Source organism: Burkholderia sp. CpTa8-5, from assembly GCF_017815045.1.
GTDB lineage: Bacteria > Pseudomonadota > Gammaproteobacteria > Burkholderiales > Burkholderiaceae > Burkholderia > Burkholderia sola.
Genome location: NZ_JAGIQD010000006.1, coordinates 98725 through 121237 on the forward strand (window position 1 = coordinate 98725; position 22513 = coordinate 121237).

Here is a 22513-nt window from a genome sequence, read left to right on the forward strand (position 1 = left end):
TCGGCGCTTTCCTTCAATCGAACCACCTCTCCGAAAGCGCCTCACTCACCTGCCGTCTGCAACACGACGGCCCCCGGCCGCGACGCCGTGCCGGGATCTCTACAGAGGGCAAACGACGTGAAACAGAACTACCGGAAATGGGCAACGCGCCGCGGCCAGCAGGGCTTTACGCTGCTGGAGCTGCTGGTCGTGCTGCTGATCATCGCGCTGCTGGCCGGCTATGTCGGTCCGAAGCTGTTCTCGCAGGTCGACAAGGCCAAGGTCAAGTCGACCGAAGCGCAGATGAAGACGCTGGGCGACGCGGTCACGCAATTCCGGCTCGACACGGGCCGCTATCCGACGGCCGACGAAGGGCTCGACTCGCTGGTCGCGCAGCCGCAAGGCAGCGACGGCTGGAACGGTCCGTACCTCGCGAAGGCGGTGCCGAAGGACGGCTGGGGCCGCGCCTACCAATGGAACGTGCCGGGCCGCGAAGGCGAGGCGGAGATCGTGTCGCTCGGACGGGACGGTCGTGTCGGCGGGAGTGGTCTCGATGCGGACCTCGTCTATGGCATGTAAGGGTCCGCGCCGCTGGATCGCGGGGGTGGCGCTGTTCGCCGCCTGCGCGTCCGGCGCCGCGGCCAAGGATTGCTGGACCCGGGCGGGCGATCGTCACGGCATCGATCCGTTGCTGCTGGTCGCGATCGCGAAAGTGGAATCCGCGCTGAACCCGCGCGCGATGAACTGGAACCGGAACGGCACCTACGACATCGGGCTGATGCAGATCAACAGTTCGCATTTGCCGCGTCTCGTCAAGGTCGGCGTGACGCACAAGCGATTGATCGACGAGCCGTGCACGTCGATCGACACCGGCGCGTCGATTCTCGCCGGATTCATCGACCGGCACGGCTACACGTGGAACGCAGTCGGCGCGTACAACGCCGGGTCGTCGACGAAACGGGAGCCCGCGCGCAAGGCTTATGCGACCAAGGTCTGGCGCGTGTACCACGCGCTGACGAGCGATCGCGACGCGAGCCTCGCGCTGCTCGACGACTGGCGGAGGTAGCGATGGACGCGTTTCGGGTACGCGTGCTTGCCGCCGGCAAGGTCACGCAGCAGGCGGTCGAAGCGGCAAGCGAGACGGACGTGCGGGCGCGCTTCGCGGCGCAGGGCGCGGTCGTGCTCGAGGTGCGGCGCGATGCCCGTTTCGGGCGTCGCAGACGGGCGCCGAAGTTCGCGCTCGCGCTATTCCTGCAGGAATTGTCGACGCTGCTCGACGCGGGCCTCGTGCTGATCGAGGCGCTCGAGGCGCTGCGCGACAAGGCGGATTCGGGCCGGGATGCGAAGCACGTGATCGACCGGATCCTGGCGGTGATGGTCGAGGGGCAGCCGTTGTCGAAGGCGCTCGCGCAGCAGCCCGCCATTTTTCCGCCGCTGCTCGTCGCGACGATCGAATCGTCGGAGGGCAGCGGTCAGTTGCCGCTCGTCCTCAAGCGCTATCAGCAATACGAAGTGCGAATCGAACAGGTTCGCAAGCGCGTGATCGGCGCGCTGATCTATCCGGCGGTCGTGATCGGCGTGGGCATCGCGATCCTGCTGTTCATGGCGTTCTTCGTGATCCCGCGTTTCGCGGTGGTGTTCGAATCGCTCGCCACATTGCCTGCGACCGCCCGCGCGATGCTCTGGTGGGCGAACCTGCTGCGCGAGAACGGGATGGCGGTCGGGCTCGCGGTCGCTGCGTCGTTCGTCGGCGCGGCGCTGGCGCTCCGCTCGGCCGCGTTCAAGCGTGCGGTGCAGCGCCTGATGTGGCGCGCGCCGAAAGTGCGCGACATCTGCGCGCTGTTCGCGCTCACGCGGTTCTACCGGACCGTCGGCCTGCTGATCGCGGGCGGCACGCCGGCGATCGTGGCGCTGGAGCTGTCCGGCAAGGTGTTGCCCGAGCACTTTCGCGCGCGGCTCGCCGTCGCGCTGACCGAGATGCGCGCAGGGCGGCCGGTCGCGGCCGTGCTCGCCGCGCATGGATTGACGACGTCGGTCGCCGAGCGGCTGTTGCGCGTGGGCGAACAGAGCGGCGACCTCGGCGGGATGTGCGAGCACATCGCGCAGTTTCACGACGGCGCGCTCGACCGCGCGATCGAGATGCTCAGCAAGGTGTTCGAACCGGTCCTGATGCTCGCGGTGGGCGCGACGGTCGGCGCGGTGGTCCTGCTGCTCTACATGCCGATCTTCGAATTGGCCGGCAGCGTCGGATAGCCCGGGCGCCAACGCGTTCGCGATTCCACTGTCCAACTGGAGAAAATTCAATGAAAACGGAACACATCGTTCAACGCTGGCAGTCGGAATCCGACGCATCGGGCGTCGATTTCGCGCAGTACGTCGGCGGGTTGCTGGCCGCCGATGCGGCGCTGCTCGCGCAAGCGGCCGCCTGCCTCGGCATCGGCGCGGTCGATGCCGAGGCGCTGCGCGCGGCGCGCACGCGCTTCGACCTGCTGCCGCTGCACGACGCGCTGACCTGGCGCGTGCTGCCGGTCGAACTCGACGGCGCGCCGTGCGTGGTCGTCGCCGATCCGTTCGCCCGCCACGTGCGCGACGAACTGCTTGCGCGCTTCGGCACGCGGCCGATCGAACTGGCGATGAGCGCGCCGGGCGAGGTCGAGCGGCTGCTCGGCGACATCGAGTCGAGCGAGCGGCTGATGGATGACGTGACGATCGATACGCAGGGCGATTCGCTCGCGCAGGCGATCGAGTCGATCTCGCTCGCGAGCATCGCGAAGGACGAAAGCCCGATCATCCGGCTCGTCAACACGACGCTCTACGACGCGCTGCAGAGCCGCGCCAGCGACATTCATCTCGAAGCGGTGCCGGACGGCCTGTCGATCCGCTACCGGATCGACGGCGTGCTGCAGTCGATCCGCCATATTCCGGGGCTCGAGGCGGCCGCGCAGACGCTGTCGCGTCTCAAGGTGCTCGCCGCGCTCGACATCGCGGAGAAGCGCGTGCCGCAGGACGGCCGCTTCAAGGTCGTGATGCAGGGCCGCGAAATCGATTTCCGCGTGTCGATCATTCCCGGCACCCATGGCGAAAACGCGGTGATGCGCGTGCTCGACAAGTCGCAGCGCGGCGACAGCGTGAGCCTCGACGTGCTTGGCTTCGATGCGCCGACGGCGCGGCGCGTGCGCGCGCTCGCGCATCGTCCGTACGGGCTGATGCTCGTGACGGGGCCGACCGGCAGCGGCAAGTCGACGACGCTGTACGCGGTGCTGTCGGAGGTCAACACCGGCGACGACAAGATCATCACGATCGAGGACCCGGTCGAATACGAACTGCAGGGCGTGCTGCAGATTCCGGTCAACGAGCGCAAGGGGCTCACGTTCGCGCGCGGCCTGCGCTCGATCCTGCGTCACGATCCGGACACGGTCATGGTCGGCGAGATCCGCGACGAGGAGACCGCGTCGATCGCCGTGCAATCCGCGCTGACCGGCCACCGCGTGCTGTCGACCGTGCATGCGAACGACGGGTTCAGCGTGATCGACCGGTTCATCTACATGGGCGTGGAGCCGTCGACGTTCCTCGAGGCGCTGAACGGCGTCGTGTCGCAGCGCCTCGTGCGCCGGATCTGCGCGAGCTGCGGCGACGCGGCGCACGGCGCCGACCTGCGCGACGCGCCGCTCGACGAGCTCAAGCGTGCGGTCGTGCCCGGCGCGGGTTGCGACACGTGCCGCGGCACCGGCTATCACGGCCGGATCGGGCTCGCGGAAGTGCTGACGCTCGACGCCGCGATGAAGGTCGCGTTGCTCGAACGCTCGATCGAGAAGCGGACGCGCGCGCTTGCGGACAACGCCGACTACCAGTCGATGCGCGACGCGGGGCTGGCGGCGATTCGCGCGAGGCTCACGACGTTCCAGGAGGTGCAGCGTGCGATCGCCGTGGAATAACGCCGTCGCGGTGCTCGACGCCGACACGCTGCGCGTGTGGACGAGCGACGGCTGGCGCGTGCGTCGCGCCGGCCCGCCGCAGATCGTCGTCGCGCACGACGGACTGCCGGCCGACGCGCTGGCGCGGGTGCTGGGCGACCTGCCGAAGCAGCGCCTGCCGATGTGCAACCGCCTGCGGATCGTCGTCGGCCATCCGTGGACGCATGGCGTCGTGCTGCCGTGGCAGGACGGGCTGGTGTCGGACGCCGCCTGGGACGGCTATGCGCGCGCGCTGTTCGCCGCCCGCGCGCAGCGCGGTGCGCTGCGCATCCGTATCGAAGCCGCGCGGCACGGCCGCGCACGTCTGGCGGTGGCGGCCTGCGACACGTTGCTCGCGTCGCTCGCGACCGTGAGCCGCGCCACCGGCTGGCGGCTCGTCAGCGTGCGCGATGCGCTGTCGGCGTCGCTCACGCTGCATGCGGGCCGCCTGAGCGCGGAAGACTGCCGCTACGCACTATTGCAGCCGCGCGTCGTCACCTGCGTGTTTCGTCGCGCGGGCGAGTGGGCCGACGTGGTCACGCTGCCGCGTGCGGGCGGCCGGCGGCTCGACGACTGGTTCGCCGCCGCCGCGCTGATGGCCGGGCAACCGCTGGCCGGCGCGGCGTTCGCGAGTGCGCTCGACGGCGCGCCGCCGGCCGCGGACGACGTCACGCTGCTCGACGACGGGTGGGGCGACGTACCCGTGTGCGCATCCGGAGAACCGGCATGACGCGCGTCGACGAACTGGATTTCGCGGCGCCTCGCACGCGCGTCACGCCGTGGGCGGCCGTCGCGCTGTGCTGCGCGTTGCTCACCGGTGCATTCGCCGCGAGCGAGTGGTCGCGCGTCGACCAGTTGCGCGACGACGTCGACCGCCTCGAAAGCCGTATCGACCAGCGCAAGCGCGCGATCGAGCGCGAGCAGCGCCGGCAGAAGAGCATGACGCCGGAGCAGCGCCGCATCGAGCGCGTGCTCGCCGAGCAGAAGACGAGCGCCGCGGGCTCCGGGCTGTCGGTGGTTGACTGGATCGAGCACGCATGGACGCCGCAAATCGCGCTGAAGTCGCTGACGGTCGACAAGGCCGGCCGCGAGGCGCGCATCGAAGGCGGCGCGGCGGAGTTGTCGCACATCTACATCTTCGTCGATCGTCTGAACGACCGTCACCCGGACCGCAAGATCGGCCTGCTGCAGCACCGCACGAAAGCGGAGGACGGCAAGGACATCTTTCATTTCAGCCTGAGTATCGAACACCCATGACGAACCTGAAAGCAATCGACACGACGGCGCTCGCCGCGCGGCTGCGCTGGGGCGCCTATGCGGCGACCGCCAAGCTCGGCGTGCCGGGGCTGCTGGCGGGCGGACTCGTCGTCGCGCTGATCGGCGCTCACGCGTTCCACCTGCAGCCGGACGGCGATCGGCTCGAGACCGAGCGTTCGGCGCGCGCGGCGGAACTGGCCGCGCTGCCGAAGCCGGGCAAGCAGGCCGGCGACGGCGGCATGACGCTGCAGCAGGTACAGCAACTGCGCAGCAGCGAGCAGGCGTATTCGATTTTCCAGATCCTGTCGCAGCGCGGCATGGATCGCAAGCACGCGACGTATCGCCGCGAAGTCGAGATGAAGGGCAAGCTGCGCCGGCTCACGATCAGCATCGCGCTGAGCGGCAGCTATGTCGGGCTGCGCGAAGCGATGCGCGAGATCGCGGACCAGCCGATGGTGCGCATCGAGGGCGTGTCGATCGAGCGCGACCGGATCGACAGCGCCACCGTCACCGCCGACCTGCGGGTCAGCCTGCTGGGGCCCGATACATGATGCGCACCGTCCTGATCCCGCTGGCGCTCGCAGTCGCCACCGCTTGCCTCTCCGGCGGCAGCGCCGCGCACGAGAGCGGCAGCCCGGCGCCGATCGTCGACGTCTTCCCGGCGCAGAGCTGGGCGTCGCTCGGCGCGGAGCCGGCGCGCGACGACCCGCCGCCGGTCGCGGCGCCCGAACCCGCACCCGAACCGGAACCGCCGTCGCTCGACACGCCGATCGACGCGCCGCCGGCCGCCGCCGTCCCGTTCGAGATCGCCGGGGAGTGGCGCGAGAGCGGCCAGCGCATCGTCGTGCTGGAAGGCATCGGCAAGACGTTCCTGCTGTGCGGATCGCGCTGCGACGTGCGCGACGCGGTACGGCCGGGCGACGAGATCGCCGAAGGCTACCGGCTGAAGAAACTGGGCGAACAGGGCACGGTGATCGTGACCCGCGGCAGTGCCGATGTCGAGCTGTCGCTGCCCGTCCCGATCCAATGAACCCCGAATCCAACCTCTGCCGAACACCATCATGAAACGTAAAGTCAGTCTGTTGCTCCTGATTTCGGCGCTTGCGCTGACAGGATGCGCAAGTACCCCGTTCAATGCCGCGCCCGATGCCGCCGCGACGCCCGCCGAACGACTCGGCACGCTGCAGCAACAGCAGGCCGCCGCGCCCGACGACATCGCCGTCACGACCGCCGTCGAATTCAGCCGGCAAGCGTATGTGCGCGCGGAACTGAAGGAAGCCGACCGCCAAGTCGCGCAGGGCAACCATGCGGCCGCGATCGATCACCTGGAGAACGTGCTGGGCGAAGATCCGGGCAACCTGAAAGCCGCCCAGACGCTCGAGCAGGTCAAGCGCCGCCAGCAGATGGCGGTCGACCTCGCGCGCGCGCAGCGCATCGGCGGCGAGAAACCGCAGGAGGCGCTCGAGATCGCGCGGCGCATCCTCGCCGAGCAACCGAACCACGCGGGCGCCAAACGCCTGCGCGACACGATGCTGCGCCAGTCGCAGGCCAGCCGCGCGGTGCGCCCGCAACTGTCCGACGCGCTGCGCAAGCCGGTGTCGCTCAATTTCAAGCAGCAGCCGCTGGCCAACATCTTCGACGTGATTTCGCGCGTGTCCGGCGTGAATTTCGTGTTCGACCGCGACGTGGACACCAGTCAGGCCGCGACGCTGCTCGCGGAGCGCACGACCGCCGAAGACGCGATCAACCTGCTGCTGCGTACCAACCAGCTCGAGAAGAAGGTGCTCGACAAGCACACGCTGCTCGTCTACCCGTCGCAGCCTGAGAAGGCCCGCAATTACACGGAGTTCGCGATTCGCACGTTCTTCCTGTCGCATGCGGACGCCAAATCGGTGATGGCCGCGCTGCGCCAGATGGTCAAGCCGAAGGACGTGTACGTGGACGAGCGGGTGAACGCGGTCGTCATGCGCGACACGCCGGAGACGATCCAGGTCGCGGAGCGCGTGGTGATGGGGCTCGACATCCCGCAATCGGAAGTGACGCTCGACGTGCAGGTGCTCGAGGTGAACATGAACGACAGCCTCGATCTCGGCGTCCAGTATCCGGGCAAGATCCAGTTCAACGCGCTCGGCGGCGTGGAAGGCGGTGCGCTGACGCTCGGCGACCTGCTGCGGCTGAATCGCGACCGCGTCGGCGTGTCGAGCGAATCGGGCGGCCTCGCGCTCGCGATCGATCTGCTGCAGAAGCAGGGCAAGACGAAGACGCTCGCCAATCCGAAGATCCGCGTGCGCAACATGGAGAAGGCGAACATCAAGATCGGCGAACGCGTGCCGATCGTCACGACCACCAACGCGAACGGCGTCGTGACCGAATCGGTCAGCTACCAGGACGTGGGCCTGATGCTCAAGGTCGAACCGCGCATCAGCCTGAACGAGGAGGTGAGCGTCAAGGTGAACATGGAGGTCAGCAGCATCCTGTCGAAGGAAACCACGAAGACCGGCCTGGTCGCGTATTCGCTCGGCACGCGCAACGCCGAGACGCTGATGACCGCGAAGAACGGCGAAACGCAGATCCTCGCGGGCCTCGTCAAGCGCAACGAAAGCGACAGCATCGCCGGGCTGCCGGGCGTATCGGGCCTGCCCGTGCTCGGCCGGCTGTTCGGCTCGAACGGTCGCAGCAACGAGCGCTCGGAGATCGTGCTGCTGATCACGCCGCATATCGAGCGCAATCTCGACCTGCCGATGTCGGCGGTGACGACCTTCCTGTCGGGCACCGAGTCGCGCGTGACCACCGAAGCGCTGACGCTCGAGTCCGCGCAGGCCGTGCCGGCGCGCCTGCCGTCGCCGAACGGCCCGGATCTGGACGCGCCGATCGAGCCGTCGCCGCCCGCGGGCAACCGTGCAGCCGCGGAGCGCGACACCGCCGACTCGGCAGAGTCGGCCGACGCGCAACCGCAGGCGCCCGCGGAGGCCCGGCAGGACGACGCGACGAGCCCTGCAGTCGAGCCCGGCGTGCGCGGCGCGGGAATGATGCGTACGCGTGCCGCGGCCGGGCAGCAGCCGGTTGCCGCCGTCAAGGTGGCCGCGCTCGCCCCGGCCGGCACGGCGGCGCACCGCCGGACGGTAGCGCCGCGAGAGGATGCGCCGCACGCGGCCGCCACGCCGGCGAAGCCTGCCGACCTGCGCGCGGAAGTCGCGATGGCGCGAATCGAGCTGGATCGCGCGAGCGAGGTCGGCGGCGCGTCGCGGCGCGCGCGACCGGCCGCGCTCGAGCATGCCGGCGCAGCGGTGCCGGACGCGCAGGCGAGCGCCGCCGCTGCGCCTGCGCGCGGCGAGCACCGGGTCGCTACCGCGGTGCGCTCGCTGATCGCCACGCTGCAGGCGTTCGTCGATCGCTTCGTGGGCGGGCCCGAACCGGCCGCGCCGCTGTACGCCGACGCGCCGATGCTGCTGTCCCGCACGCGGGGCTTCGCATGAGCGTCCGTCGACGTGCCCGTGCGCGCGGCTTTACGCTGATCGAGCTGATGGTGGCGATGTCGCTGCTGGCGTTGCTCGCGACCGTCGCGCTGCCGTTGACGGATCTCGTCAAGCGGCGCGCGGACGAGGCCGAGCTGCGCCGTACGCTGGTCGTGATCCGCTCGGCACTCGATGCATACAAGGAGGCGGCGAGCGACGGGCGGATCGAGCGCAGCGTCGACGCGAGCGGCTACCCGGCCGACCTGCGCGCGCTCGTCGACGGCGTCGTCGACAAGAAGTCGACGGACGGTGCGCGACTGTATTTCCTGCGCAAGATTCCCGCCGATCCGATGTGCGAATGCGACGGCAAGGCGCCCGAAGACACGTGGGAAACGCGCAGCTACGCGAGCGATCCCGATTCGTTTTCTTCCGGTGAGGACGTGTTCGACATCCGCTCGACCAACCGCAAGGAGGGCCTCAATGGCGTCCCGTACAACCAGTGGTAGTCGTGTGCGCCGCGCCGCCGGCTTTACGCTGATCGAGTTGCTCGTCGTGATGGCGATCATCGCGGCGCTCACCGCGTTCGTCGCGCCCGGCTACCTGAAGCAGAGTGACCGCGCGAAGGAAACGGTGCTGCGTCACAACCTGAACACGCTGCGCCAGTCGATCGACGACTATCGGGCGGATCACGGCCGCGATCCCGCCACGCTCGATGCGCTGGTCGAGCAGCGCTACCTGCGCGAGCTGCCGCTCGATCCGGTCACCGGCAAGCGCGGCTCGTGGCGGCCGCAGGCCGGCGAGACGGGTGGCATCGCGGACGTGAAGAGCGGGGCGAAAGGGCGCGCGCTCGACGGGAGCGACTATGCGACGTGGTGATCGGCGGTGCGGCTTGCGCAGACAGCGCGGCATCGCGTATCTCGGCGTGCTGATGCTGGTCGCGGCGCTCGGGCTCGGCATGACGCAGGCGGCGCGGATCTGGACGACGGTGCAGCAGCGCGACCGCGAGGCGCAGCTCCTGTTCGTCGGCGACCAGTTTCGCGCGGCGATCGCAAGCTACTACAATGCGGCGGGAGGCGGCCGCTATCCGGCGTCGCTCGACGCGCTGCTCGAGGATCGTCGCGGGCTGCCGACGGTGCGTCACCTGCGGCGCCTGTACGCCGATCCGCTGACCGGGTCGACGCAGTGGGGGCTCGTGAAGGCGCCGGACGGCGGCATCATGGGCGTTTTCAGCGAGGCGCCCGGGCAACCGCTGAAGCGCCAGGGTTTCCCGGCGCGATACGACGCGTTCGGCGACAGCGGCGCGTACAGCGAATGGACTTTTGTTTATCTGCCGCCCGCTCCGGTCGACGCTGCGGCGAACGGGCCGGGAGACGGGGCGGCATACTGAGATCAGGACGAACATGATTGTCGCAATACTTGAAGACATCGTGACCCAGGCAGGCGTCGTGGCCGGCTGGCTCAACAAGGCCGGCTACGACACGGAGGTGCGGCACGACGGCGACGGCTTCATCGAACTGGTGCGCACCCAGCGCGTCGACGTGCTGCTGCTCGACTGGGACGTGCCGGGCAAGTCGGGGATCGAGGTGATGCGCTGGGCGCGCGAATCGTTCGCCGACGCGCTGCCGATCATCATGATGACGCAGCACGACGGCGAGAACGACATCGTGTTCGGTCTGAACAGCGGCGCCGACGATTACCTGATCAAGCCGCTGCGCGAGCGCGAGCTGGTTGCACGCGTGAACGCGCAGGCGCGCAAGTACTATCCCGAGACGCAGCGGGCGAAGGTCGTCGAGGTCGGCAAGTTCGCGCTCGACGTGAGCGCGCACGCCGCGACCGTGGACGGTGCGCCGGTCGAACTGTCTCTGCGCGAGTTCGAGGTCGCGCTGATGCTGTTCGAGAGCGTCGGGCGGATCGTGTCGAAGGACATGATGATCAAGCGCATCTGGGGCGTGGTCGACCGGAAGTACGACGCGACGCTTGCCACCTACGTGAGCAAGCTGCGCTCGAGTCTCGGGCTGCGCGCGAAAAATGGCCTCGTGATCACGACGGTCTACAACTACGGATACCGGCTCGAGCGGGCCTGAGCACCCGGCCGGATAGCGGCCGCTTCGTCTCCCGATCCGGCGACGCGGGGTGGCGCACCGCCTCGGCTCGCTGGCCTTCCGTCGCCGTTCGGCATGGCAACGATGCACGTCGCGACGCTGTCGTGATGCGCGGCGGCGCGCGTCGCGATCCATTCATCCACCTGTTCTTTCTCTGTCATTTTCCACCGGTTCGAACGGCACGTTCGGTCACGCCGGTGCGAGATCGCGCTCGCGCTCGGCGCGCGTGCGGCGCCTGTCGGGCAATCGTTGAGGATCTCTTCACATTTGTTGGGTGGCGGCGACCGGGCCGGAATAATGCCTGTGAACTCGACGGGTTCACGGTTCCGCTGTCCGGGACCGGCAGTGAAGCTCCTTACTTTTCCCCAAGACATTCGATGAAACAGTTCCAGAAACCTTTCGTGCTGCTCGCCCTGATGGCGGCATTCGGTTCGACGTCCGCGTTCGCGGCCGACGGCACGGTGAACTTCCACGGCAAGATCGTCGCGACGACCTGCAAGATCGACAACAGCAATATTCAGGTGCCGCTCGGCGCAATCGGTATCGACCAGCTCGCCGAAGCGGGTCGGGAAAGCCGTCGCGTGCCGTTCCAGATCGCGCTGAGCGAGTGCAATGAGCAGTTGAGCGGCGTGCGTGCGCAGTTCGAAGGGCTGTCGCACGGCGAAGATGCGACGCTGCTCGCGGTCGGCACCGGCGGCAAGGACGACGCGAAAGGCGTCGGTATCCAGTTGATGCACGAAGACGGCAAGCAGATCGGCATCAATACGGAGTCCGACACACTCCAGTTGACGCCGGGCAGCAACGTGCTGAACTTCGCCGCGAACTACGTTTCGACGTCGGACCAGACCGAGGCGGGCGAGGCGAACGGTACGGCGTCGTTCACGCTGAACTACCGTTGAGCCGAGGGGGCCAGCCGATGACGCATCGCTTCGTACCCCGCGTGCTTGCCTGCATGCTCGGGCTGTGCATGACTCACGGCGCGCTCGCGGGCATCGTGGTGGGCGCGACCCGCGTGATCCTGCAGGAAGACCGGCGCGAGGCCGTCGTGCCCGTGAAGAACACGGACGGCCAGCCGTATGTCGTGCAGGCGTGGATCGACGGCGGCCCCGCGCAGGCCGGCGCGAAAGCGCCGTTCTTCGTTACGCCGCCGCTGTCGCGGCTCGATCCCGGCAAGGAAAACCTGCTGCGCGTGATGCGCGTCAAGCACGCACTGCCGGCCGATCGCGAGTCGATGCTGTGGCTGAACGTGAAGGAAATACCGGTCGCGGCGAAGCAGGAGAACGTGTTGCAGATCGCGATCCAGACGCGGCTCAAGGCGTTCTACCGCCCGCAGGGCCTGACCGGCTCGGCGGCCGATGCACCGGCGGCGCTGACCTGGCGCATCGTGCCGTCGCGCGCCGGCGCGATGCTGGCGGTATTCAATCCGACGCCTTATCACGTCACGTTCGCGAAGATCGACGTCGATGCGGGGGCGACCGAGGATGTCGATCTCGAGACAGCGCCGCCGTTGCAGGCGACGACCTACCCGCTGCGCAACCTCCGTGCGCTGCCGGCGCAGCCGGTCGCGCTGCGGTTCAGCACGATCAACGACTACGGCGCCGTGACGCCGACCGTCACGGTGACGGTGCCGGCCGACGCCACCTGATGCGACGCGGTCGCGCAGCCGCGGCCGACGGGCGCTTCACGATCCGCTTTTACGACCTTTTCATCCTTCAGACCTCACGCGGCGCGCGTTCATCCGGCGCGCGCCGCGCCTTTCGTTCATGACACGACGCCTTCACCTGCTGCGCCGATGCGTGCTCGCGCTCGCCTCGACCCTCGCGATCGGATTGCCGATCGCGGGCGGCGGGTCCGCGCACGCACAGACGGCATTCAATCCCGCGTTCCTCGCGTTCGGCAACACGCAGGCGGACGTGGACCTCGACGCGTTCGCCGAGGCGAACGTGCTGCTGCCCGGCATCCATCCGGTCGAGGTGGCGGTGAATGGCGAATCGTACGGCCTGAACGACATCCGCTTCGAGCGCGGCGCCCCCGACGAATCGGTACGGCCGTGCCTGAGCGCCGCGCAACTCGATGCGTTCGGCGTGAATCTCGCGGCGTTTCCGCGACTCGCGGATGCACAGGACAATGCGTCCGCTTGCATGAACCTGCGCGACGCGATGCCGGACGCGACCGTCACGGTAGACCCGGATCGCCAGGCGCTGTCGCTGACGGTGCCGCAGGCGAAGATGAAGCGGGTCCCGCGCGGCTCGGTCGATCCGTCGCGCTGGGACAACGGCATCGATGCGATGCGCATCGACTACCGTGTCAACGCCGCGCAGCGGCGCTACGGCGACCTGCCGTCGGGCCACACGACGGAAGCCTACGGCAGCGTGCGCGCGGGCCTGAACCTCGGCGCGTGGCGCCTGCGCGGCAGCGCGATGGCGAACCGCAACGCGTCCGGTTTGCAGACGCAGTTCTCGAACGCCTATCTCGAACGCGACATCCCCGCGTGGCGCAGCCGCGTGACGCTCGGCGACAGCTTCACGTCCGGCAGCGTGTTCGACAGCGTGGCCTTCCAGGGCGTGCAGCTCGCGTCCGACGACACCATGCAGCCGGACAGCCAGCGCGGCTACGCGCCCGTCGTGCGCGGCATCGCGCAAAGCCACGCGAAGGTCGAGATCCGTCAGAACGGCTATCTGATCTACAACAGCTACGTACCGCCCGGCCCGTTCGAGATCGACGATCTGTATGCGGTCGCGTCGAACGCGGATCTCGAGGTGACGATCATCGAGGCCGACGGGCAGGCGCGCAGCTTCATTCAGTCGTCGGCGAGTATTCCGACCCTGCTGCGCCAGAACGCGTGGTCGTATCGCGCGGCCGCGGGCCGCCTGCGCGCCGATTCCGGCCGGCCGCAGTGGTTCGCGTCGGCGAGCGCCGCCTATGGCTTGCCGGGCGAGACGACGATCTACGGCGGCGCGACCTTCGCGAGCGGCTATGCGGCGCTGGCGGCCGGGGTCGCGCGCAACATGGCGCGCCTGGGCGCGGTGTCGGTCGACGTCACGCATGCGCGCCACCGGAACCACGCGGGGCAGGCGGGGGCCGGCAGCGCCGCGCGCCTGATGTTCGCGAAGGCGTTCGCGGCCACCGGCACCGAGCTGCGCGCCGCGCACCATCATTATTCAGACGGCTATCGCAGCCTGTCCGACGTCGCGGTGCGCTATGCGGCGTCGGTCGACCGGTGGGCGTATCGCGCCGGCAAGCGCAGCCGCAGCGAGTTGAGCGTGTCGCAGAACCTCGGACGCGCGGGCTCGCTGTACGTCAACGCGAGCCGGCGCACGTACCGCGACGGCGCGGGGGAAGACCGGCTGGTGCAGCTCGGCTATTCGGGTAGCGTATCGCGCGTGTCGTACAACGTGAGCGTCAGCCACGAGTCGCGCGCCCGCGGCGCGAGCAGCCGGCAGGTGTCGCTGAACCTGTCGCTTCCGATCGGCGGCGGGCGCACGGCGGCGCCTCGCGCGTACGGCAGCGCGACGCTGATCGCCGGCACTGCCGGCACGGAGCAGCGCGCGGGCGTGTTCGGCACGCTGCTCGCCGACGATAGCCTCAGCTATGGCGTCGACGCCGATCGATCGGCGAACGGCCTCGGCGGCGCCCTGAACCTGAACTATCGGGCGACGGCCGGCCAGTTCTCGGCCACCCACAACCAGGCGCGCGGCGGTTCGCAGACTTCGGTCAGCGCCGCGGGCGGCGTGCTCGTGCACGGCGGCGGCGTGACATTGTCGCAGCCGCTCGGCGAAACCGTCGCGCTCGTGCGCAGCGAGCGCGCGGCCGGCGTCGGCGTGGTGGCGCATGCCGGCGTGCGTACCGACCGCGCGGGTTATGCGGTCGTGCCGCATGTCACGCCGTACCGGCAGAACCGCATCGCATTGCGGACCGCGGAGCTCGATCGCCGGCTCGAGATCCGCAACGCGATCGTGCACGTCGTGCCGACGCGCGGGGCGGTCGTGCTGGCGCCGTTCGAGGTCGAGGCCGGGCGCCTGATGCTCGATCTGGTCGACGACGCGGGCAAGCCGGTGCCGTTCGGCGCGGCCGTGCTGACGGCGAACGGCAAGGCGGTCGGCATGGTCGGCCCGAACGGTCAGGGCTTCGTCACGGGGATCGACCGCGCCGGCGACCTGCTCGTGCGCTGGGGCATGCGTGCGGACGAACGCTGCGCGCTGTCGTACGACATCGGCGAATCGACCGCGCATCGCAATTTTCCCGAACTCGCGGCCGTCTGCTCGCGCGCGCATCCGGCGCTGCGGGCCGACGCCGCGTCAACCTCGTCATCCCGATCATGAAACCCTCGACTTTCCGATTTGCCGCGCGTCTGCGCCGCTGGGCGGCACTCGTCGCGCTGACGCTCGGTACGGCGCCCGCGTTCGCCACGTGCCTGAGCGCGCCCGAAGACTTCAATCCGCTCGAGTTCGGCCCGATCGCGGCCGACAGTGTCGACGCCGGCGGCATCGTCGCGTCGGCGCGTTTCACGCTGACCGTCACCTGCTCGCGCAACGGCCAGAACGTGCCCGAGCCACGCACGTTGCGGTATGCGAGCGAGTTCGGTCCGCTGCCGGGCATGAACCTCTGGGCGAGCAACCTGCCCGGGCTCGCGCTTCGCGTGGCGCGCGATGGCGAGGATCTCGGCGGCCAGACCGACGGGTTGCTCGGCGTGCATCCGGGCGATGGCACGGCGCGCGAGTACGTGATCGACGTGGAACTCGTCAAGACCGGGCCGGTGACGCCCGGCTTCCTGCAGGGGCAGGTGCTGAGCGTCGATGCATCGGCCGCGATTGGCGACCCCGACCACAACGTGGTGCACAAGCACATCACGAGCAGCTATGTGCGCGGTGTCGCCTGCACGGTCAATACCGATTCCAAGCATCTTGTCGTGCCGCTCGGCGCGGTGCCCGCGAACGCTTTCGATGGTCCGGGCTCGACCCGTGCGTCGCGGGAATTCGCGATCAACCTGACCTGCAGCCCGTATGGAGAAGCGCGGCCGACGCCGCTGTCGATCCAGTTGCTCGGCGAGACGGTGCCGGGCACGGCGGACGTGCTGAAGCTGCATGGCGACGCTGCCGCGCAAGGGGTGGGGATCCGCGTGCTGAAGGACGAAGCGCCGGTGACGTTGAATGCGTGGCACAGCCTCGGCGATGCGACCGTCGGCGCGACCACGTTGCCGTTCACCGCGCAGTACTACCAGTACGGCGAGCGCGTGACGGCGGGTTCGGGCGACGGCGTGATGACATTCCTGATCGAGATGCGTTGACGCTGGCCGGCCACGCGGCGCGCGCCGGCCAGCGCCGGACCGGGCGTTTTGAAATCTTTGAGGATGCTTATCCATACCGGAATCGACGTCGATAATTTCATCCACTGTTCCAACACAACACTGCAATGGCAATCGATAAAGGATGAATCATGCATACGGTTTCTCAGACCAGTTTTCGGCAAGCGTCTTCGGATGACGGCCGCTACGATCGCTTTTCCCGCGCACTGCACTGGATCTTCGCGGTCGTGATCCTGTACACGATGGTGGCCGGATTCTCGCTGCACTTCATTACCCAGCCGGACGTCTGGCGTTTCGTGTCGACGCTCAACATGTCGCTCGCGAGCAGCCTGATCGTGCTGTTTCCGCTGCGCTACGTGTGGTCGTTCTTCCGCCGGACGCCGCCCGACATCGCGTCGATTCCTTCGAAGCAGCGGTCGATCGCGCATCTGGTGCACTCGCTGATTTACGCGCTCGTCGCGTTCGTGCTGTTCAGCGGCTTCGTGATGGTGCCGGACGGCTACTGGCTGTTCTGGGCGGTTTACGTGAATACGCCGTTCAGCGCGGGGCCGGTTACCGAGCACTGGTTCGTCCTGCACAAGATCGGCTGCTATCTGCTGGCATTGCTGGTGGTCGCGCACGCGGGCGCCGCGCTCAAGCACCATTTCGTGTCGAAGAACGGCGTGCTGAAGCGCATGCTTTGACGAGGCCGCCGCAGTGAGTCGATGAAAGGGAAGGCGGGCGCGCAGGCGCTTTACTTCCTGGGCCGAAAATGAAAAAAGGCCGGCTAGAAGCCGACCTTTTTAAATACAGATGGTGCCCAGGAGAGGACTCGAACCTCCACGATGTTGCCACCGCTAGGACCTGAACCTAGTGCGTCTACCAATTCCGCCACCTGGGCACGTTTTGCAGTAGCTGCTTGCTGCAAAGAAGCGAAATTATAGCGCCCCAATTATCCCTGTCAACACTTTTTTGCGATGCATCGCAAACCGGCCGTCGCCGCGCGTGCCGGCGGCATTCCCGTCATTTGGCGACACGGGCGGGTGATAGAATGACCCGCCGCCGTCAATATAGAACTGTCAGACGGACACCTCTATGTTGATGCCGTGCACCATCAGTCAACGCAACGAGAACAATCATCGACAAACCCTTGAGCAAATATCCGTACCCCATTCCGAGCCGTGAAGAGATTCTCGGCGTGCTGCGTACGAGCGACGCGCCGCTGGCCGCCAACGACATCGCCGAAGCCCTGTCGATCAAGCGTCAGGAGCGCGAGGGGTTCTTCCGGCGTGTCGCCGCGATGGAGCGCGACGGCCAGATCCGCCTCGACAAGCGCGGCCACTACCAGTTGACCCATCCGTCGAATTTCGTCGCAGGGCGCGTGCAAGGGCATCGCGACGGCTACGGGTTCGTGATCCGCGACGACGGCCAGGACGACCTGTTCTTGCCGAACGGCGAAATGCAGAAGGTGATGCACAACGACCGCGTGCTCGCGCGGATCGTCGGCTACGATCGCCGCGGCCGGCCGGAAGGGCATGTCGTCGAAGTCACCGAGCGCGCGAACAAGCGCGTGATCGGCCGCCTGCTGAACGAGAACGGCGCGCTGATCGTCGCGCCGGAAGACAAGCGCATCGGCCACGACATCCTGATCACGCAGAACGTGAAGAAGGCGAAGGTCGGGCAGGTCGTCGTCGTCGAGCTGACCGATTTCCCGAGCCGTCATTCGCAGCCGCTCGGCCGTGTCGTCGAAGTGCTCGGCGACATCGACGATCCGGGCATGGAAATCGAAATCGCGGTGCGCAAGTACGGCGTGCCGCACGAATTCAGCCAGCCGGCGCTCGACGAAGCCGCCGCGCTGCCCGACAAGGTGCGCCCGGCCGACCTGCGTTTCCGCGTCGACCTGCGCGACGTGCCGCTCGTGACGATCGACGGCGAGGACGCCCGCGACTTCGACGATGCCGTCTACTGCGAGCCGGTCAAGGTCGGCCGCGGCGACGGCTACCGGCTGATCGTCGCGATCGCCGATGTGTCGCACTACGTGCAGCCGGGTAGCGGGCTCGACGCCGACGCGCTCGAGCGCAGCACGTCGGTCTACTTCCCGCGCCGCGTGATCCCGATGCTGCCGGAGAAGCTGTCGAACGGCCTCTGTTCGCTGAATCCGCAGGTTGATCGCTGCGTGCTCGCGTGCGACATGGTGATCACCGGGCGCGGCGAGATCAAGGCATACCAGTTCTATCCGGCCGTGATCCATTCGGCGGCGCGCCTCACGTACACCGAAGTCGCGGCCGTGCTGTCGAACACGAAGGGGCCGGAGGCCGCGCGCCGCGCCGACCTGCTGCCGCACCTGCAGGATCTGTACGGCGTCTACAAGTCGCTGTTCGCCGCCCGTCAAAAGCGCGGCGCGATCGACTTCGACACGACCGAGACCTACATCGTCTGCAATTCGCAGGGCAAGATCGAGCAGATCGTGCCGCGCCAGCGCAACGACGCGCACAAGCTGATCGAGGAATGCATGCTGGCCGCGAACGTCTGCGCGGCCGATTTCCTGAAGCGCAACAAGCATCCGGGCCTGTACCGCGTGCACGCGGGGCCGACGCCGGAGAAGCTCGAGAACCTGCGCGCGTTCCTGCGCGGGATGGGCCTGTCGCTCGGCGGCGGCGACAAGCCGCATGCGAGCGACTACGCGGCGCTGATGGCGCAGATCCGCGACCGGCCGGACGCGCAGATGCTGCAGCCGATGCTGCTGCGCTCGATGCAGCAGGCGGTCTACAGCCCGGACAACATCGGCCACTTCGGTCTCGCGTACGAGGCGTACGCGCACTTCACGAGCCCAATCCGCCGCTACCCGGACCTGCTCACGCACCGCGCGATCTACGCGATCCTGTCGGGCAAGAAGTACGCGCCGAAGGCGCCGGAAGGCTTCGAGCTGAATACCGCGTTGTCGCCGCGCGCCCGCGCGATGCAGCAGGCCGACGACGAAGCGCGCGGCCGTTCGCGCTCGAACACGGCGATCTGGGAAGAGCTTGGCCTGCACTGCTCGGCGAACGAGCGCCGTGCGGACGAAGCGTCGCGCGACGTCGAGGCGTGGCTCAAGTGCTACTTCATGCGCGACAAGCTCGGCGAGGAGTACGGCGGGATGGTGAACGGCGTGACGTCGTTCGGCATCTTCGTGCAGCTCGACACGCTGTTCATCGAAGGGCTCGTGCACGTGACGGAGCTCGGCTCGGACTACTTCCAGTACGACGAGATCAAGAACGAGCTGCGCGGCGAACGCACGGGCATCCGCTATCGCCTGTCGGATCGCGTGCGCGTGCAGGTGAGCCGCGTCGATCTCGATGCGCGCAAGATCGATTTCCGCCTCGTGCGCGATACGCCGGTGAAGGCGCCGCGTCCGTCGCCCGCGCCGGCTGCCGGCGTCGATCGCAACGGCGGCGGCCCGCGCGTGCGTGCGCTGCCGCCGGTCGACGAAGCCGCGCCGCGTCGCAAGCCGGCCGCGAGCGCGCCGAGCGTCGCGGTGAAGGAAGCGCGCGCCGCGCGTGGCGCCGCGAAGAAGAAGGGCGGCGGCGGTGGCGGCGGCGCACCCGCGAAGCCGACCGCGAAGAAGGCCCGCGCCCGCAAGAAGTATTGAGCGTTCGGGGCGGCGTACGCGCACGCCCCGCAGTATCGAGAGACGCCGCGTCACCGGTCATCGGCCGGCCACGCGGCGCTTTCCTTTTCCATGGATCGCGGCCGCGCACGTCGCGCGGCCGCACGTTTGATCGAAGGTTGTTCCAGTCATGTCACGTCTGAAGGTTCTTTACGGTTTTCATGCGGTGACCGCACGTTTGCGGCACGATGCATCGACGGTGGCGGAGGTGCTGTACGACCAGACGCGCCGCGACCGCCGCATGCAGGACTTCCTGCACACCGCGAAGGAAGCGGGCGTGCGGCTGATCGCGGCCGACGAAACGCGCCTGTGGGGCCTCGCGCATACCGAGCGCCACCAGGGCGTCGTCGCGCGCGTCGAGGACATGCCGCTCGCGCAGAACCTGTCCGAGCTGCTCGACGGCATCAACGGGCCCGCGCTGCTGCTCGTGCTCGACGGCGTCACCGATCCGCACAACCTCGGCGCATGCCTGCGGGTCGCCGATTCGGCCGGCGCGCACGCGGTGATCGCGCCGCGCGACCGGGCGGTCGGCCTGAACGCGACCGCGGCCAAGGTGGCGAGCGGCGCGGCCGATACGGTGCCGTACATCACGGTGACGAACCTCGCCCGCGCGCTGCGCGAGCTGAAGGAGGCCGGCGTGTGGATCATCGGCACGTCGGACGAGGCGTCGGCGACGCTCTACGACACGAAGCTCGACGGCCCCGTCGCGCTCGTGATGGGCGCGGAAGGCGAAGGCATGCGCCGGCTCACGCGCGATACCTGCGACGAAGTGATGAGCATCCCGATGGCCGGCAGCGTCGAAAGCCTGAACGTGTCGGTCGCCAGCGGCGTGTGCCTGTACGAAGCCGTGCGCCAGCGGCGCGTGAAGGGCTGAGCCCGGGGCTGCCCCGTCCCGCGCGCGATGCGCGGGCGTCGAATGACCCGAACGACGCGCGCCGCGATGCAACGCGGCACGCGGCTCTGCGGAACCCGCGACCGATGACCCTGTTTCGTGTTGGCGTCTCCTGCGCCGTGCTCGGCCTGCTCGCAGCGTGCACGTCGCCGTCGCTCGTCGAACGCGGCACCTACTACGCCGACACGAGCCTGCACGCGCGCGGCGCCGATTCGCGGATCCGCTTTCTCGTGATGCATTACACCGAGAGCGACGAGACGAAATCGCTGCGTACGCTGACCGGCGAGTCGGTCAGCGTGCACTACGTCATCCCGCCGCAGCCGCGCACCGAGCGCGGGATGCCCGTCGTCTACCAGCTCGTTCCGGAAGCGCGGCGCGCGTGGCACGCGGGCGTCAGCGAGTGGCAGCGCACGACCGAGCTGAATGCGGTGTCGATCGGCATCGAGAACGTGAATCGCGGCCCGCTCGACGCGCAGCAGCGTACCTGGCAGCCGTATCCGCCCGAGCAGGTCGACGCGCTGATCCGTCTGTCGAAGGACATCGTCGCGCGCTACGGGATTGCGCCGACGCGCGTGGTCGGGCACAGCGACATCGCGCCGCAACGCAAGATCGATCCCGGCCCGCTGTTCCCGTGGCATGCGCTCGCGCAAGCCGGCGTCGGCGCATGGCCGGACGACGCGACCGTCGCCGCGCGGCTCGGCGGCCGCGACCCGCACGCGCCGGTCGACGTGCGCGACCTGCAGTTCAAGCTCGCGCGCTACGGCTACGACGTGCCGACCGACGGCGTGCTCGACACGCGCACGCAACGCGTGATCGCGGCGTTCCAGATGCATTTCCGGCCATCCGATTACGCGGGCAATCCGGACGCGGAAAGCGACGCGATCGCGCAGGCGCTGCTCGACAAGTACTTCCCCGGCACGCAAGCGGCGGCCCCCGCACCGGCGGCCGACACGCGCTGACTACGCGGCGTATCGCACGCCGAAAAACGCGGGGGCGTCCGCCGACTCCGGTAAACTGGCAGTTTTCCGCAATCCCGCAGCATTACCACGCCATGACTCAAGACGAACTCAAACGCCTCGTCGGCCAGGCCGCCGCCGATTACGTGATCCAGAACGTGCCGGAAGGCGCCGTGATCGGTGTCGGCACCGGCTCGACCGCCAACTGCTTCATCGACGCGCTCGCCGCCGTCAAATCGCGCTATCGCGGCGCCGTGTCGAGCTCGGTCGCCACGACCGAACGCCTGAAATCGCATGGCATCAAGGTGTTCGACCTGAACGAGATCGAGTCGCTTCAGGTGTACGTCGACGGCGCCGACGAAATCGACGCAGGCGGCGCGATGATCAAGGGCGGCGGCGGCGCGCTGACGCGCGAGAAGATCGTCGCGTCGGTGGCCGACACGTTCGTCTGCATCGCCGACGCCAGCAAGCGCGTGCCGGTGCTCGGCGCGTTCCCGCTGCCGATCGAGGTCGTGCCGATGGCGCGCACCGCGATCGGCCGGCGCGTGACCGCGCTCGGCGGCGTGCCCGTGCTGCGCGTGACGAAGGACGGCGCGCCCTACATCACCGATAACGGTAATGAGATCATCGACGTGAAGGGCCTGCAGATCGCCGATCCGCGCGGTTTCGAAGCGCAGGTGAACGCATGGCCGGGCGTCGTGACGGTTGGCCTGTTCGCCGAACGCGGCGCGAATCTGTGCTTGCTCGGCACGGAAAACGGCGTCGAAACGATCGTTTATCCGGCTGGCTGAAACTGAATGAGAAGCAGTCCGTAACGGTGCGGTATCGGCCGTCATGGATTGGATGGTTAAATCTTGTGGAAACCGGGGTCCGGCAGGCGCGGCGCGCTTCCCGGGCCTTTTTTTTAGCCGTATAAATCACCTCGTTCAAAAGAGGGATAACCCTGTCAGGTGTTTACCAGATAGCGAAATATCGTCGAACTCATCAAC

22 protein-coding genes and 1 tRNA gene are annotated in these 22513 nt (G+C 68.3%); 22 read left to right on the forward strand and 1 reads right to left on the reverse strand.

The annotated features are described in order from the left end of the window. The first annotated feature begins 117 nt into the window (after window positions 1-117). The 18 genes from gspG to J8I35_RS11945 all read left to right on the forward strand — a co-directional run bounded on the left by gspG (window position 118) and on the right by J8I35_RS11945 (window position 16734). Window positions 118-558, forward strand: coding sequence for a type II secretion system major pseudopilin GspG (gspG, locus tag J8I35_RS11860; protein ID WP_124637886.1), 441 nt, complete (start codon window positions 118-120; stop codon window positions 556-558). Beyond that, window positions 533-1045, forward strand: a complete 513-nt coding sequence (locus tag J8I35_RS11865; protein ID WP_124637887.1) for a lytic transglycosylase domain-containing protein — start codon at window positions 533-535, stop codon at window positions 1043-1045. The genes gspG and J8I35_RS11865 overlap by 26 nt, the downstream gene beginning before the upstream one ends. A 2-nt stretch (window positions 1046-1047) precedes the next feature. Continuing rightward, window positions 1048-2232: a type II secretion system F family protein gene (locus tag J8I35_RS11870; protein ID WP_050012528.1), complete on the forward strand. Its 1185-nt coding sequence runs from the start codon at window positions 1048-1050 to the stop codon at window positions 2230-2232. A 50-nt stretch (window positions 2233-2282) separates the two neighbouring features. Continuing rightward, complete coding sequence (locus tag J8I35_RS11875) at window positions 2283-3914, forward strand: GspE/PulE family protein (protein ID WP_209925531.1); 1632 nt, start codon at window positions 2283-2285, stop codon at window positions 3912-3914. Next, a complete protein-coding gene (locus tag J8I35_RS11880; RefSeq protein ID WP_235356171.1) occupies window positions 3895-4662 on the forward strand; it encodes a hypothetical protein in 768 nt (255 codons plus the stop codon). The genes J8I35_RS11875 and J8I35_RS11880 overlap by 20 nt, the downstream gene beginning before the upstream one ends. Next, window positions 4659-5189: a hypothetical protein gene (locus J8I35_RS11885; RefSeq protein ID WP_209925534.1), complete on the forward strand. Its 531-nt coding sequence runs from the start codon at window positions 4659-4661 to the stop codon at window positions 5187-5189. Before J8I35_RS11880 ends, J8I35_RS11885 begins: the two co-directional genes overlap by 4 nt. Then, window positions 5186-5740 (forward strand): hypothetical protein, encoded by a 555-nt coding sequence (locus J8I35_RS11890; RefSeq protein ID WP_209925536.1) that lies wholly within the window; start codon window positions 5186-5188, stop codon window positions 5738-5740. The genes J8I35_RS11885 and J8I35_RS11890 overlap by 4 nt, the downstream gene beginning before the upstream one ends. Beyond that, entirely contained in the window at window positions 5737-6219 is a 483-nt protein-coding gene (locus J8I35_RS11895) for a hypothetical protein (RefSeq protein ID WP_050012532.1), read from the forward strand. Before J8I35_RS11890 ends, J8I35_RS11895 begins: the two co-directional genes overlap by 4 nt. A gap of 31 nt (window positions 6220-6250) precedes the next feature. After that, window positions 6251-8665, forward strand: a complete 2415-nt coding sequence (locus J8I35_RS11900; RefSeq protein WP_209925538.1) for a secretin N-terminal domain-containing protein — start codon at window positions 6251-6253, stop codon at window positions 8663-8665. Beyond that, window positions 8662-9150, forward strand: a complete 489-nt coding sequence (locus tag J8I35_RS11905; protein WP_050012534.1) for a type II secretion system protein — start codon at window positions 8662-8664, stop codon at window positions 9148-9150. The genes J8I35_RS11900 and J8I35_RS11905 overlap by 4 nt, the downstream gene beginning before the upstream one ends. Beyond that, window positions 9125-9520, forward strand: a complete 396-nt coding sequence (locus J8I35_RS11910) for a prepilin-type N-terminal cleavage/methylation domain-containing protein (protein ID WP_050012535.1) — start codon at window positions 9125-9127, stop codon at window positions 9518-9520. The genes J8I35_RS11905 and J8I35_RS11910 overlap by 26 nt, the downstream gene beginning before the upstream one ends. A gap of 13 nt (window positions 9521-9533) precedes the next feature. Then, window positions 9534-10031: a type II secretion system protein gene (locus tag J8I35_RS11915; protein WP_235356172.1), complete on the forward strand. Its 498-nt coding sequence runs from the start codon at window positions 9534-9536 to the stop codon at window positions 10029-10031. 13 nt (window positions 10032-10044) lie between these two features. Further along, window positions 10045-10728, forward strand: a complete 684-nt coding sequence (locus tag J8I35_RS11920) for a response regulator transcription factor (protein ID WP_050012537.1) — start codon at window positions 10045-10047, stop codon at window positions 10726-10728. Window positions 10729-11123: 395 nt separating this feature from the next. Continuing rightward, window positions 11124-11645, forward strand: a complete 522-nt coding sequence (locus tag J8I35_RS11925; RefSeq protein ID WP_209925540.1) for a fimbrial protein — start codon at window positions 11124-11126, stop codon at window positions 11643-11645. 17 nt (window positions 11646-11662) lie between these two features. After that, window positions 11663-12391 (forward strand): molecular chaperone, encoded by a 729-nt coding sequence (locus tag J8I35_RS11930; protein WP_124637893.1) that lies wholly within the window; start codon window positions 11663-11665, stop codon window positions 12389-12391. Between the two features lie 118 nt (window positions 12392-12509). Next, a complete protein-coding gene (locus tag J8I35_RS11935) occupies window positions 12510-15068 on the forward strand; it encodes a fimbria/pilus outer membrane usher protein (protein WP_209925542.1) in 2559 nt (852 codons plus the stop codon). Next, on the forward strand, window positions 15065-16033 hold the full coding sequence (locus J8I35_RS11940) for a fimbrial protein (RefSeq protein WP_050012541.1): 969 nt from the start codon (window positions 15065-15067) through the stop codon (window positions 16031-16033). Before J8I35_RS11935 ends, J8I35_RS11940 begins: the two co-directional genes overlap by 4 nt. A gap of 149 nt (window positions 16034-16182) precedes the next feature. Then, window positions 16183-16734: a cytochrome b/b6 domain-containing protein gene (locus tag J8I35_RS11945; protein ID WP_050012542.1), complete on the forward strand. Its 552-nt coding sequence runs from the start codon at window positions 16183-16185 to the stop codon at window positions 16732-16734. A 110-nt stretch (window positions 16735-16844) separates the two neighbouring features. On the opposite strand, the gene J8I35_RS11950 is transcribed toward J8I35_RS11945, so the two are convergent. After that, window positions 16845-16931 (reverse strand) — tRNA-Leu (locus J8I35_RS11950). A 249-nt stretch (window positions 16932-17180) separates the two neighbouring features. Here J8I35_RS11950 and rnr point away from each other — a divergent pair. The 4 genes from rnr (at window position 17181) to rpiA (ending at window position 22315) form a co-directional block, all read left to right on the forward strand. Then, on the forward strand, window positions 17181-19658 hold the full coding sequence (gene rnr, locus J8I35_RS11955; RefSeq protein WP_050012543.1) for a ribonuclease R: 2478 nt from the start codon (window positions 17181-17183) through the stop codon (window positions 19656-19658). 148 nt (window positions 19659-19806) lie between these two features. Next, window positions 19807-20550 carry a 23S rRNA (guanosine(2251)-2'-O)-methyltransferase RlmB gene (rlmB, locus tag J8I35_RS11960; protein ID WP_050012544.1) on the forward strand — a complete coding sequence of 248 codons (744 nt, stop codon included), beginning with the start codon at window positions 19807-19809 and terminating at the stop codon, window positions 20548-20550. Between the two features lie 104 nt (window positions 20551-20654). After that, window positions 20655-21527 (forward strand): N-acetylmuramoyl-L-alanine amidase, encoded by an 873-nt coding sequence (locus J8I35_RS11965; protein ID WP_209925544.1) that lies wholly within the window; start codon window positions 20655-20657, stop codon window positions 21525-21527. A 92-nt stretch (window positions 21528-21619) separates the two neighbouring features. Then, window positions 21620-22315: a ribose-5-phosphate isomerase RpiA gene (gene rpiA, locus J8I35_RS11970; RefSeq protein WP_069621409.1), complete on the forward strand. Its 696-nt coding sequence runs from the start codon at window positions 21620-21622 to the stop codon at window positions 22313-22315. The last annotated feature ends 198 nt before the right edge of the window (window positions 22316-22513 follow it).